The 13,577-nt window shown below is 45.6% G+C and carries 7 protein-coding genes; all 7 read right to left on the bottom strand.

Features of this window, described 5'->3' with window-relative positions:
- Positions 1–71: 71 nt before the first annotated feature.
- The 7 genes from G3570_RS05150 to G3570_RS05120 all read right to left on the bottom strand — a co-directional run bounded on the left by G3570_RS05150 (position 72) and on the right by G3570_RS05120 (position 13,576).
- Positions 72–1,988 (bottom strand): RagB/SusD family nutrient uptake outer membrane protein, encoded by a 1,917-nt coding sequence (locus tag G3570_RS05150; protein WP_165139980.1) that lies wholly within the window; start codon positions 1,986–1,988, stop codon positions 72–74.
- A 31-nt stretch (positions 1,989–2,019) separates the two neighbouring features.
- Positions 2,020–5,208 carry a SusC/RagA family TonB-linked outer membrane protein gene (locus G3570_RS05145; protein ID WP_249066720.1) on the bottom strand — a complete coding sequence of 1,063 codons (3,189 nt, stop codon included), beginning with the start codon at positions 5,206–5,208 and terminating at the stop codon, positions 2,020–2,022.
- 465 nt (positions 5,209–5,673) lie between these two features.
- Positions 5,674–7,173 carry an OmpP1/FadL family transporter gene (locus tag G3570_RS05140; RefSeq protein ID WP_165139976.1) on the bottom strand — a complete coding sequence of 500 codons (1,500 nt, stop codon included), beginning with the start codon at positions 7,171–7,173 and terminating at the stop codon, positions 5,674–5,676.
- Between the two features lie 115 nt (positions 7,174–7,288).
- Positions 7,289–8,587 (bottom strand): hypothetical protein, encoded by a 1,299-nt coding sequence (locus G3570_RS05135; RefSeq protein WP_165139974.1) that lies wholly within the window; start codon positions 8,585–8,587, stop codon positions 7,289–7,291.
- 372 nt (positions 8,588–8,959) lie between these two features.
- Positions 8,960–9,595 (bottom strand): response regulator, encoded by a 636-nt coding sequence (locus G3570_RS05130; RefSeq protein ID WP_165139972.1) that lies wholly within the window; start codon positions 9,593–9,595, stop codon positions 8,960–8,962.
- Positions 9,596–9,637: 42 nt separating this feature from the next.
- Entirely contained in the window at positions 9,638–12,505 is a 2,868-nt protein-coding gene (locus G3570_RS05125) for a sensor histidine kinase (protein ID WP_165139970.1), read from the bottom strand.
- A 216-nt stretch (positions 12,506–12,721) separates the two neighbouring features.
- Positions 12,722–13,576, bottom strand: coding sequence for a sigma-70 family RNA polymerase sigma factor (locus G3570_RS05120; RefSeq protein ID WP_165139968.1), 855 nt, complete (start codon positions 13,574–13,576; stop codon positions 12,722–12,724).
- Position 13,577 lies beyond the last annotated feature (1 nt).

Raw genomic sequence — 13,577 nt, 5'->3', positions numbered from 1 at the left:
GATTTGAAATATCCTGAACATAAAAAAGGCAGCCCGAAAGCTGCCTTTTAAAATTAATTTGTCAATGAGTATTAATTGTAACCGGGGTTTTGAGTAAGTGTCGGTTCCCCATCTACCCGCGTAAGGTCAATCTGAGTCTGTGGGATAGGAAAATACTCATTTTTGCCGGTCTGGAAATTACCCGAAGCAAAATCACTGAAGCCCAGCTGTCCACCTTCATAGGCATAAAAAGCATTAAGTGTTTGAGCTGCTTCGCCCCAGCGAACCAAGTCGAAGAAACGATGACCTTCCAGGGCCAATTCCAGCTTGCGTTCAAAGTGAACCGCTTCCAGAGCATCGGTTGCATTAGTGAAAGGAGCTTGTCCGGCAGGATAGGTATCTATCACATAATTCGGATCAACATACTCATTCCAGTTAGCGGCATTAGCAGGATCTCCACCTAGCAGTACAAAAGTCGATTCGGTATCTGTACGAATGACCCAATCTCCGGTATTGGCATCAACTGCAGTCATCTCGGCTTCACTTCCAACCACAGCAGCCGCGAAGGGTTGGTTATCGGTATAAGTTACCCAACCATCGCCGTAGTCATCATCAGCAACACGCCCCCGTACCTGGTTTACGTACTGACGGGCCTGATCGAGAGTACCGCCACCCTCAATTTCTGCTTCAGCAGCCCAAAGTAACACATCAGCAAATCGTATTACGTCATAGTTAACAGCAGAACCGGGTGCCCACTCATTACGGTTACCGAAAGCTTCAGCATTTTCCTGGCGATACACATGCTTTTGGGCATGATATGGACCGCCATAACTCTGCTGACGAATCCAGGTTTGACCTTTAAAGGGACCCCAATCGAGATATGGTACACCTCGACGTCCTACAGACCAGTCCAATCTAGGATCTAACGGGCCTGAATAGATTGTAAATTGTTGGTCAGCCGGAACACCCATATCACTGTCAACCATGGTGTCATTATAATTGTCCAGAAATGGCAAGCCTGTAGTTCCATCTGTCCGGAAAGAATTTACCAGATCTTGTGTAGGTTGATAAAATCCGCAGCAGTTGAAAGGGTTACCGAATGGGTAATTCAGCATATCTTCCTGTCTGGAGTTATCAATGGTACCTGTACCGTCCTTTCCTACGTACTGGATTGAAAAAACTGTTTCAGAGCTATTTTCGGCATCAGCTCGGAAATTATCTCCGTAATGATCTTGCAGAGCATATGGAACACCGGCTGCATTGGTACCCTGATTTATAATTGTGGTCAATAACGTACGTGCTTCATTCCACTTGCCCTGGAAAGCGTACGCTTTAGCAAGGTAAGAAGCAGCAGCCCATCTGTTCGCACGGCCAATCTGATTCTGTACTTCAGGCAGGTTGTCATAAGCAAACTGGAAGTCGGCTTCGATATCCGCCCAGGTAAGCGCACTTTCACCCGTGTTGGGCTGTTTGAAATTCTCAGTGTTTTCATCAATGTAAGGCACATTATTAAACAATTTCTTCAGCTCGAAGTAGTAGTGGCCTCGCAGGAAACGGGCCTCTCCTTCTATTCGCGCACTGGTAGCATCGTCGACTCCTTCCAACTGCGGTACCAAAGCGATAACCGAATTAGCCCTAGAAACACCTTCATAACGAGCAACCCAAATGTCATTGAAGAAACCGTTAGCCGAGGTATGAGACATGCTCATAATCGGATTAATAGGTGTCTGGTCGTTTAAAATGGAGCCCTTATGAGCATCTCCGCCGGCAACACTGCCGTATACCCAGTTGGTACCACCGGCTGACCAAAATCCGCTGATATTTTGTCCGTTAAGCGCAGCATAGGCACCTACCAAAAGGGCATCAGCCCCTTTCTCATTAGCAAGTACTTCTTCACTGACTGAGCCCAGCGCCGGGGTGCTTAGGAATTCTCCCGTATCGCAAGAGTATAGAAACAGCCCTGCTGTCACTACAATTACTGCTGTGATATATAATCTTAATTTTTTCATCGTGTTAGACCTTTATGATTTAAAAATGTTATCAGTACGAGAGATTGATTCCAATGATAAACTCACGGTGTGACGGGTAAGCACCCTCATCAATACCGAAAGCTGTAGGTGAACCTCCATCATTTGGATCCGTTGTACTGGGATTGAACCCAATTTCGGGATCAGGGCCACTATAATTGGTTATAGTGAACAGGTTCGCAGCCTGTACGTAAATACGGAGCTTGGAAAGACCCACTTTCTCAATTACATCTACAGGTAAGGTATAACCCAGTTGTAAATTCTTCAGTCTTAGGTAAGAACCGTTTTCAACATAATAGGAGTTCTGAACCTCGTTACTGCTGAATGATGTAGCCGCCTCAAGAATCGGAGCGGATGCATTCGGGTTATCGGGTGTCCAGGAATCATAAAGCAAGGTATTGCTCTTTGCACCGCCAAAGTTGGCATAGAAGTCGGTCCACCACTTCACTTGGTTCCAGATATCATTACCCTGTGATCCGTACCAGAACATGCTGAAGTCAAAGGCCTTGTAATTCAAGCCTAAATTGATACCGTAAGTAAAGTCCGGATTCGGATTTCCAAGGAAGGTTCTATCGTCCGGAGTGATCTGACCGTCACCATCCAAATCAGCATATCGGAAGCGACCGATGCCTATACCGTCTTGGTAGGTACCGCTGGGTGCGCCAGCGTTTGCATCATCGATTTCACCCTGATCATCCCAGAACCCCTCGATCTGATATCCATAGAATGAAGAAACGGGATGTCCCACGGCATTTCGAACAATACCGGAAGCTCCGAAACGATTGAAAGCCTGCTCAAAGAACTGGGCATCATCTGAGATTTTCTTAATCTCGTTATTGTAGGTCGTAAATGAGACGTTAGCATTGTACTGTATCTCACCCGTCAAGGTACCAAATGTTCTCAGGGAGAGATCAAATCCGGTATTGCTCATATTACCCACATTTACAAATGGCTGTGAGGCACTACCTGCAGTTGCCGGCAGGGAAGGATTAAAGAGCAGGTCTTCAATATCCTTCTTGTAATAATCTGCAATAACTTCCAGTCTTCCATCAAATAGCGTAGCATCAATACCGATGTTGGTACTGATATTCTTTTCCCACTTGGCGCCGGGATTACCGATTCTGGATTGGGAGAAGCCCAATTGGTTATTGGAGTTACTTCCATCCGTCGCGTAGTAAGTTGAAACCGGGTTAGGCGCAAACAGTGTGTAGGGGTTGTTGGAGTCAACATTCAACTGGTTACCCATGATCCCGTAACCGGCACGCAGTTTCAAATCGGTCAGCCAATCGATCTCAGGGAAAAAGTCTTCCTGGGTGACTCTCCAGCCGATGCTGGCAGCCGGGAAAAGACCCCACTGGTTGTCCAGGAATTTTGAAGAGCCGTCTCGGCGCAGCGTACCGCTGACCAGGTATCGGTCATCATAGTTGTAATCAACACGACCGAAGAGGGAGAACAATGTATCTTCATACCGGAAACTATAGTTCGTCTTGGTTCCGGAACCGGTACTCAGGTTGGTAAAGTTAGGATCGAAAGAGAAAAAGTCCTGTGTGGATCCTCCCAGGTTTTGACCCGAGTTCTTGTAAGCTTCGGTACCTAGCAGAACCTCTACATTGTGAACACCATTAAATGTTTCCTGGTAGTTTATTGTATTGGTCCACGTGTAGTTGTACCCGTAGTATGAATCCGCATTGTATTGGTTTGTAGTAGTGTTCTCAGAATTCTCATACTGCGGATATATAAATGAATTACCGGATCCTGAATAGAGCTCACCGCCAATACTGGTCTTAAAGAGAATGCGATTTTCCCAAAGATCCACTTCGGCAAACAAGTTACCGAACAGGCGACTATTGGTGAATTCATTATTTCTGGTTCGTTGTGCTACGGCAACCGGATTTTGAGGGTTCCCCAATCCTTCGGCATGAGTACCGGCATAGTTACCACCGACATCATATACCGGAATGATGGGCTGTTCTCTATATGACATACCAATCGGTCCGTCTTCATCAAGTGTACCAAACTGCGGATTCTCTGAAACAGAATATGCCAGGTTTTCCCCAATGCGAATATTATCGGATACATCAAAAGAGGTGTTTGCACGAACCGTATAACGGGTCAGGCGCTGTTCCATCAAAGTACCGTCCTGATCGCGATAGTTGAAAGAGAACAGGTAATTACCCATATCTCCACCACCGCTAACAGAGAGGTTGTGACTCATATTACCTGCCGGACTGAAAACTTCATCAAACCAATCGGTGCCTGACTTGTTGGCTCTGGTGATATAAACGAAGGTTCCAAGCTGTGAAGGATCGGTATAGAAAGGATCCAGGAAATAATTGTCAACATCTACCGAACTTGCCATAGAGCCCGGAGGATCAATAAAGTCGGGAAGCACCGGTGAAGAACCGCTGCCATATTGGGGGTGGCTCGGTGTTATACCGGCATTTATTTGAGCCTGCCAAACTGAATTTGCCATATCCTGAGGCGACATGATATCCCATACATTACCGCTTGGGGGAACCTGGTAACCGTAATAGGCATCATAGTTGATCTGTACATCCCCCTGTCCTTTTTTGGTAGTAATAACAATAACCCCGTTTGCCGCGCGAGATCCATATATAGAAGCGGCAGCCGCATCCTTCAGTACCTGCATGGAGGCAATGTCATTATTATTCAAATCATTTATATTCTGTGTCGGTACACCGTCTACGATATAAAGGGGTTCGTTATTCCCAAATGTATTAATACCGCGAATTCTAAGAGCCGGCTCTTCACCCGGTTGTCCGGACGAGATAACCGTAACACCGGAGGCCTGACCCTGGAGCTGATTAGCGACCTGTGCATTGGGCTGGGAATTCATACTTTCCAGATCAACGACGGATACAGATCCAGTTAAATCTTCTTTCTTCTGTGTACTGTAACCCACAACGACAAGTTGTGAACCACTGATAATTACCGGAGACATGACCACATTTACTACTGCTCTTCCATTTATAGGTACGACTGAGGTCTGATAACCTACAAATGAAAATCGGAGCGTATCATTAGGACTTGCTGTCAATTGATACCCTCCCTGGCTATTTGTAGAAGTACCGGTAGTGGTGCCGACAATCGCTACGTTCACACCGGGTAATGTTTCACCGGTGGTTTCATCCGTGACTGTCCCGCTCACATTTAAGGTTTGTGCATATGCTGAGCCTGCCAAAAGTAAGAGTGTAAGTGTTAAAAAGATGGGCTTGCTTAGATATGACTTAAAGTAATTAAATAAGAAATGGGTAGGTGACTTTGGTTGCATAGAGTTACCCCTGATCAAGTTTAAGTTAAGTATCCCGTTTTAATTATTAAAAATCCCTCAATTACATAGTTAAATATTTTATCTCAATATTGCAAAGCCTTTGCAATATTTAAGCATTATATTTTTAGGCCTAAATACCTTTAAACCAGTATTATCAATTACTTAGAGCGTTTTATATGCATGAAATATACTGCAAGAAACATGCTTTAGCTGTGCAAGAATATTATAGAGTGGAAGGCAAAACACGATCTTTACAATAATGCACACTAAGAGAAGAGAGATTTATATAGAAAATGGGAGATTCTTAGAAAGAATTTCCCATTCTTTTAAATAGGTTCTCCATGTATGGCGACAAACTCCTATGCCAAGGTTCCGCTACAAAGCGATCTTGACTCCGGCCATGATATTCCAGCGGGTTACATCTTCACCGGTTGTTTCCCCTACCACACTGTTACCATCGAAATAGCTGTAGAGTTGATTCTGATCTTCCCAGAACGAATATTGTGCTCCAACATCCAGTGTAACTTTATCGAACAGGGAAGCTGAAAAACCACCGCTAAAAAATTGTCGCTCGCTGCCGACATCCTCCTGTGGACTGGGGAAATAAGCGTAACCAACCCTTGGTGTGAAATAGGGACTCATAACAAACTCAAGCCCGCCCCTTATATTAAATACATCCTGAAAATTCGACTCGATGGTGTCATTGATGGCATCTTCATCTCCGCCCAGCCTGATATCTTCAAATTCAATGCGGGCCTGGGAATAGCGTACATTCTCTGCAGACAGCGATATATTTATCCCATTGAGCTCTTTAAAGGTGATACCCAGATTGAAGCGATCGGGTCGTTTGATTTTATAGGAAAAGCGACCGGGGGCATCATCTTCAAATACCACCCCATTATCGAAGGTTGAGGTTATCAGGGTATTGTAATCCTCATCAATGCTCAGTTTGCCGTTGAACTGATAGCTTGCACCTATGTTGATATTGGGATTTATTTCATAAAGAAGTCCCAGTCGCGCTGTAAATGCCGTGAAATCAGCACTGATGGTATCGTAGCTTAGTATATTGTCGATGTCAGTTTCGCCTACCCCGTCCCCGTCGGTATCGATAAACTGAAAATTATAATTGTTTTGATCATCCGACTCTAAGAATTCGCGTTCATAGTCATAGCCCCCACTAATCAATCCAAGGGATACGCCGACCATAACGTTCTGCTGGAATTCTGTAGCAACAAATGCTGAATACTCGCCCATCACTCCCCTTTCAGTAAGTTCCATACTCTGGTTTATACCCGGGTACTGTCCAAATTCATTAAAGCCTATTCTGAAAATAGAAGCCGTTTCACTGAAAGTACTGTCGGTAGTGAAAAAATCAATGGCATAGGCATCAAAAGCGGCAAAGAACAGACTGTCGTCAGCAGTGATGTTATAAAAATCGGTGATCGTTGATTGATTGTTCCTTGCATTTACGGAAAGGGCACGGTTAAAATCTGAAGTCTGGCTGTAGCCGCCACCAACCACCAGTCTGCCCCTTTGGGTCGGCACTTTATATACCAATCCGATATCCCCGATGTTGGTCTGGTTATCATCGAATTCAGAACCGGTTCCCAGATAAGAACTCTCTTCATTTACATACCGGTTACTGAGGCCGAAGGAGAAAAATCCCTCTTCAAACAGAGCCATGGTGGCCGGATTTTCCTGGTAAGCACCAAAACCGGTAGCAGAACTAACGCCGGGCATAACAATACTCACCGGATCGTAGCTGGGGTATTGTACGCTATAGCGCAGCACATCGGTGGCGCCCTGTCCTTTTGCCTGCCATCCGATTGCCATGAACATCAACAATGCCGGTATTATCACCAATTTCTTAGACATACTATTACTACCTGTAATTATTTATTGGTTAGATTACCGGAGCCTGAAAATAATTTCAGAGTAGAGTGTATTTAAGTCAGACCCCGGACGTTCAGATCCTGTGATTGATAGCCTGTCAATTATTATTGCCGCGACTTCTGCTGCTGGAGCCGCCCCGTGAGCGTGTGCCGGATGATCGCGAACTGCTGCTGGACGAGCGCTTCACAGTAGAACGTGACGAACTTCTGGAAGAACGACTCGTTTTGCCAATCTTGGAGCGGCTACTGCTTGGTCTTGTAAAGCTGCGGCTCCTCCCGGAATTGTACCTGCTGCTATTGTTATAAACCGCTCCGTTTTTAAACACGCTTTTTAATCGTCCGAAGAAGCTCTGCCTCGTTTGGGGATCATTAAGCGTTTTTATGCGCTGTTGTCTAATGCGCGACTCCAGTTCGGCCCGGTTGATTCGGGCGGGAGCCTGCATCAGGGAGTTATTTCTGTTTACTCCAAGGCTGGAAGTTCTTGTACGCGGTCGGTAATCCCGATTGATACTTGATGTCGATCCGTTTCGGCTTCTGCTAACGCCGGCACTTGAATTATTACCGCGGGATCGTGTCACTGTACCGCGGCTTCGTGTACGTGAGTCGGTTCTTGTTCTGTTTGAACTTCCAATGGTTCCTCTCGTTATCGTAGTGGTGTTACTGTTGCGCTGAATCGTTCCCCTGCTTCTTTGAACACCGTTAGTTCTGGACCGTACGGCACTGCCGTCTTTCCTGCTTCGGGTAATATCAGAGCGATTTCTTACAGCCGTACTTCCGTCTCTGACACGGTCGGACCCTATGCTTCTGGGTCCGTAACGGCGATCAGACCTTCTGTTGTTGATATAACCGGCATAACCTCCACCCCCGTAATAGTAATTATTGTAGTAATATCCGGCATAGAAACCATTGTAATAGGGATAGTATCCGTAATAAAAAGGATCAAAGTAAAAAGGACCGTAGTAAGAACCACCGTAGAAAGTCAGGTAATACCAGGCTCCAAAACCTCTCCTGAAATGATCATAGCCGTGAATATATCTCCAGCGATGGTAATGAGGGCTGTAGGCGTAAAATGACGAGCCATAGAAATAGGGACTGTAATGATAGGCTGAATAATCCCAGTATGAAGGATAATAGTTATTATAAATGACGTACTCCTTATAGGGATCGCATCCACACGCTTCATAGGTATCCACTACATCATAATCCTTGTAGGGAATAGAAATATAATCCTCTTCTTCATAGGTAGTCTCTTCCTCGCCTTCTCTATAGGGAGCTACTTTAGCTCCGTATGTCTCAGCAATGTAGATGGAGTCAGCTTCGGTAAGATTTGCCTTCTCTTCTTTCTCCCCACTCCATGAATACCCGGTATCCGATTGATCATCGGTTACTCTCTTCATTTTCTGGGAATACTCCAGCTGGGTATAACAGCCGGTCAGCCCAAATGATAATAACACTAATACTAAAAACGATTTCCGCAATCTCATAACAACCTCCAGGACCTAAAACCTGTTAACAATAAATACATCATCTCTAATCTGATGTAAAAGTATATACTGCCTGCCTCGCATTCAATAGCATTATCATGCTAGATGGGTAACATGGATCTAAAGTTTAGTAATAATACAGATTTTGCCTCATTTCTTACACTTTTTACTCCCATTTAAATCCTGCTACAAACCCTCCAACCTACTAACCCTCCAAGGGTCTCAGACCCTTGGAGGGTTAGATAGCAAGTACTTCAATAAAGTAAAGCTACATCAAATATCGTTCTATATCTCACCTTTCAGTGACTTTGCAATGACTTCTGCCTTGGAGTTTACATGCAGTTTCTTATAAATATTGCGTATATGCGCTCTGACGGTATCGATGGAAATATCATACCGGTCAGCAATCATCTTATAACTTAAACCATCCACCAAGCCATTTACTATATCGTGCTCGCGCGGGGTAAGGTCGGATTCGGGATTCTTTTTGGGCGCATTTTCCTGGAAATGGTTGATAACTTTACGCGCAATTTGCGGTGACATGGGCGCTCCCCCGTCAATCAGCTTCAAGATAGACTCTTTGATCTCGGGAAGTGAAGTGTGCTTCAGCAGGTATCCGGAAGCGCCGGCACGCAGGGCATTGAATATCTTGTGGGAGTCATGATACACCGTAAGCATAATGATATCAATATCCGGATACTTTTCCTTGATCAGCCCGATGCCTTTGATACCCGACATGCCGGGTAATTGAATATCCATCAAAATCACGTCGGGATGGCCGTGCTCTTCCAGGTATTCGAGCATCTCTTCGACGGTATCAACAGCTACCGGACATTTCAGCTCGTCCTGCATATCCAGGTATCGCTGGATGAGGTCTCTTATTTTTTTATTGTCTTCAACAATTCCGACTATAGACGCCATAATGTGCTTTTTTTATGCTTTAACGTGAAATAACGCTTTCTGTTACATGCCTTTCCCAAATACATGAACGGTAAAACCTTCTCCATTCTCAAATTCTATACCTGCATCTATGCGCTTTGCCCGCATTTCCATGTTTCGAAGTCCCTGTCCTGATTTACGCTCCGGCTTTATTCCCTGTCCGTTATCATGGATATAAAGATCAAAAGAACCGTTCCGGTCTTTTAAAATCACCTCTACTTTATCCGCATCGGAATGTTTGGCAATATTATTGACCGCTTCCTTAAATATCAGGTAGAGATTTTCTTTCATCGAAACCGTTATTTTTTCGCTCATATCCAGGTCATCGAACTGGTATGTGACCTCTTTTTGTGGCAGAACGTTGTTAATATAATCCTGCATCCGGTCGGTGAGGTCGCCCAGCGTGTCGTTGCGGGCATCAATCGACCATACAATATCATCAAGGCTAGACACGATCTTACGGCTCTGCGTTCCGATCTGATCCAGTGATTGCTTCACCTGGTCTCCAACATCGGTCGTCTGCAGGAAGTCGGACTGCAGTGCTATTTCGGTGAGGGCAGATCCTACATCGTCATGAAGATCGCTGGCAATACGAACCCTCATCCGTTCAATGTCAACCATCTTCTTAACGCGGTAGTAATTGTAAATAAAGAACATGATACCGACCAGGACCACTATTACGAGCATAATAAACCACCACTGCATCCAGAAAGGTGCCATTACAGTGAAAGAAAGTGTTGCGGTCTCCTCGCTCCAGAGTCCATCGTTGTTCTGGGCTCTGACCTGGAATGTGTAATCACCCGGCAACAGGGCCGAATAGCGAACAGATCGGCGGTTGGTCTGCTGCCAGCCCTCACCGGATCCCCTGAGGCGATATTCGTATAACACTTGTTCTGGGGCACTGAAACTGATGCCTATAAAGTCAATACCGATATTTTTGTTTTCACTGCTGACCCTGACTTTCCTCCGGTCCGCAACCGGTTCACCCGATATATTCACATTCTCGATATGGACTTTTGGAGGGGCACTATTCATTGGCGCCCGGCTCGGGTCAAAACGGGTAAGCCCTCCTACGGTACCGAACCATAATATGCCGCTGTCGTCTTTGTAGCCCGCACCGGCGTTGGTCTCATTGGCTATAAGCCCCTGGTCCTGGGTAATCAATTTAAAGGCCTTTCTCTGTTCACCCTCGTTGGTGGCTTCCCGGTATACTTCATAGTCGAAGCGTACAACGCCAATCTTGGTACCGATCCAGAATATGCCTTCATCATCCTGAAGAATGAAATAACAAACTTCGTCTGGCAGACCCTGCTCTTCTGTAATGGTGACAAATTCCTCCCCATCCAGCATGGAAATACCGCTGAAAGTGGAAAACCACATATTTCCGTCCCGGTCTGTTAGAATATCCAAAATACCGTTATTCGGCAGACCGTCACGAATAGTATAGTTGGTAAATTCACCATCCAAATATCTACTCACACCCCCGTATGTTGCGAACCAGATCGAACCATCATCTCCTCTTTCAACAGAAAGCACGGTATTATTAGCCAAACCGTCCTGTTCCTGCAGGTGCCGGAACTTCCCGTCTTTCAGGTGCAGGATGCCTTCACCATAGGTACCCAGCCAAAAACCCTCTCCTTCGTCACCTTCAGCTAAAGCCCGTATTTTACGGTAAGGCAACTCCGTTTCGTCGAAGTTGTAAAAGGACCCGTTGTGCAGGATGCTCAATCCCCATCGGGTACCGATAACAATTCGATTTTCTCTGTCGACAATGGCCTTGTACACTTTGTTGTCCACCAGGCCATCCTGCTCCAGGTAATTAGTAAAAGTCTCACCGTCATATTTAGAGATGCCTCCTCCATAACTGGTAATCCAGTGGTTTCCATCCCGGTCTTCAATGATGGAGGTAATGACATTATTCGAAAGCCCCTCTTCTATAGTGTAATTTCGGATATGATCTCCAAAAAACACGCTGATCCCGCCCCCGAAGGTCCCAAACCAGATGTTTTCTTCGCGATCCAGCAGGGTTGCATGCACAATATTGTTTGATAAACCCTGCTCTACCGAATAATTCTTGAAATTTCCGTCCACGAAATGGCTGACTCCCTCCTCGGTACCGAGCCACAAACCATCCTCTTTATCCGGTGACAGAGACTGTATACGGTTATTGATCAACCCGTCTGTTTCCGTATAGTTTTGAAAGGAGCCGTCAGTGAAATGGCTAAGTCCGCCCCGGGTTGCAATCCAAAGCTCGCCTTCTTTATCCAAATGAAGGTCACGCAGCTTATCATCGGGAAGTCCGTCGTTCATGCGGTAGGTTCTGAAATTTCCATCTTTTAGGCTGGTGAGCCCATCCCTGGTGGCGAACCAAAGGGTACCCTCCCGGTCCTCCACAACATCACGCACGCGATCATCACCCATGCCGTTAACCTCTCCGTACTGCGTGAGGTTTCCTGCCGTGTCGTAGTGCCAGACACCCTGACCGTCTGTGGCAAACCAGAACTCTCCCCTGTCGTCTTCAAAAATTTCGAGAATGGACGACGACTCCAAGGCACTCAAATCAGGGTGGGTTGTGATACTGTCATCCTCGATGATATTGACTCCCGCACCGGTACCGATCCAGATAAGGCCGTCCTCATCCTGGAACAAGGCGTGTATCTTATTGCTCAGGAGTCCGTTTTCTTCATAGTAGTTGGTAAACTGAAACCCGTCAAAACGATTCAGACCATAGCCAGTAGCAATCCAGAGCCACCCTTCGTCATCCTGCATCATTTCATTCACTACTGCCTCACTGAGCCCCCTTTCAATGGAATAGGAACGGAATGGTAATATCTGTGAAAACGCAGGAAGCGCAACAGATATAAGCAAAATTAAGAGTAACAAACGTTTCATAGCAATAACCTAAAAGGTGCGTGTACGATATACAAGTATTTTAATTACAACCAAGTTTAGTAAAGCAAACAAACATTAAGTTTAGTAAAGCTATATAGCTAAGTTTATAAATCCGAATTGTATACAGCTTTACTAAACTTTTTGTAACGTCCCAAAAATAAAAAAGGCTCCTTTCGGATTAACGAAAGGAGCCTGCAAAGTATTTTTTAATATCTCTTAACCGAGATAAGCCCGAAGCGCCGCGCTGCGGTTATGATGACGCAGCTTGCGGAGGGCTTTTTCTTTAATCTGACGTACACGTTCACGGGTCAGATCAAAACGCTCTCCGATTTCTTCCAAAGTCAGCGAATGCTCGCGACCGATACCGAAATAGAGCCTGATGACTTCGGCCTCACGACTGGTCAGCTTAGACAATGCCCGTTCAATTTCAACTTTCAGGGATTCACCCATCAGATCATTATCCGGATTGGGCGTCTCCTCATTTTCAAGAACATCCAGCAGTCGGTTATCTTCTCCCTGTGCAAAAGGTGCATCTACAGAAAGGTGACGACCGGATATTTTCAAAGTATCAGCCACTTCAGAAACCGTCATATCCAAGCTTTCGGCCAGTTCGGCTGCAGAGGGTACTCGTTCATACTCCTGCTCGAGCTTGCCCAGCTCTTTACCAATTTTGTTCAAGGCTCCTACCCTGTTCAATGGAAGGCGGACAATACGACTCTGTTCGGCAAGTGCCTGCAAAATTGACTGACGAATCCACCATACGGCATAGGAAATAAACTTGAAACCACGGGTTTCATCAAAACGCTTGGCAGCTTTAATCAGACCGAGGTTCCCTTCATTGATGAGGTCACCCAGTGACAAACCCTGGTTTTGATACTGCTTGGCTACTGAAACCACGAAACGAAGATTGGCTTTCGTAAGGTCTTCCAGAGCTCTCTGGCTTCCCTTCTGAATCTCTTTCGCCAGACGAACCTCATCTTCAGGGGTAATGAGTTTCTCTTTGCCGATCTCCTGCAGGTAGCGGTCTAATGATTCTGATTCTCTTGTAGAAATTCCTGAACTTCTAGCCACG

Origin of the sequence: Halalkalibaculum roseum, from assembly GCF_011059145.1 — a bacterium.
Taxonomy (GTDB): Bacteria; Bacteroidota; Rhodothermia; order Balneolales; family Balneolaceae; genus Halalkalibaculum; species Halalkalibaculum roseum.
The sequence above is the reverse complement of the archived record's forward strand: the minus strand, read 5'-3'. Positions and strand labels throughout refer to the sequence as shown.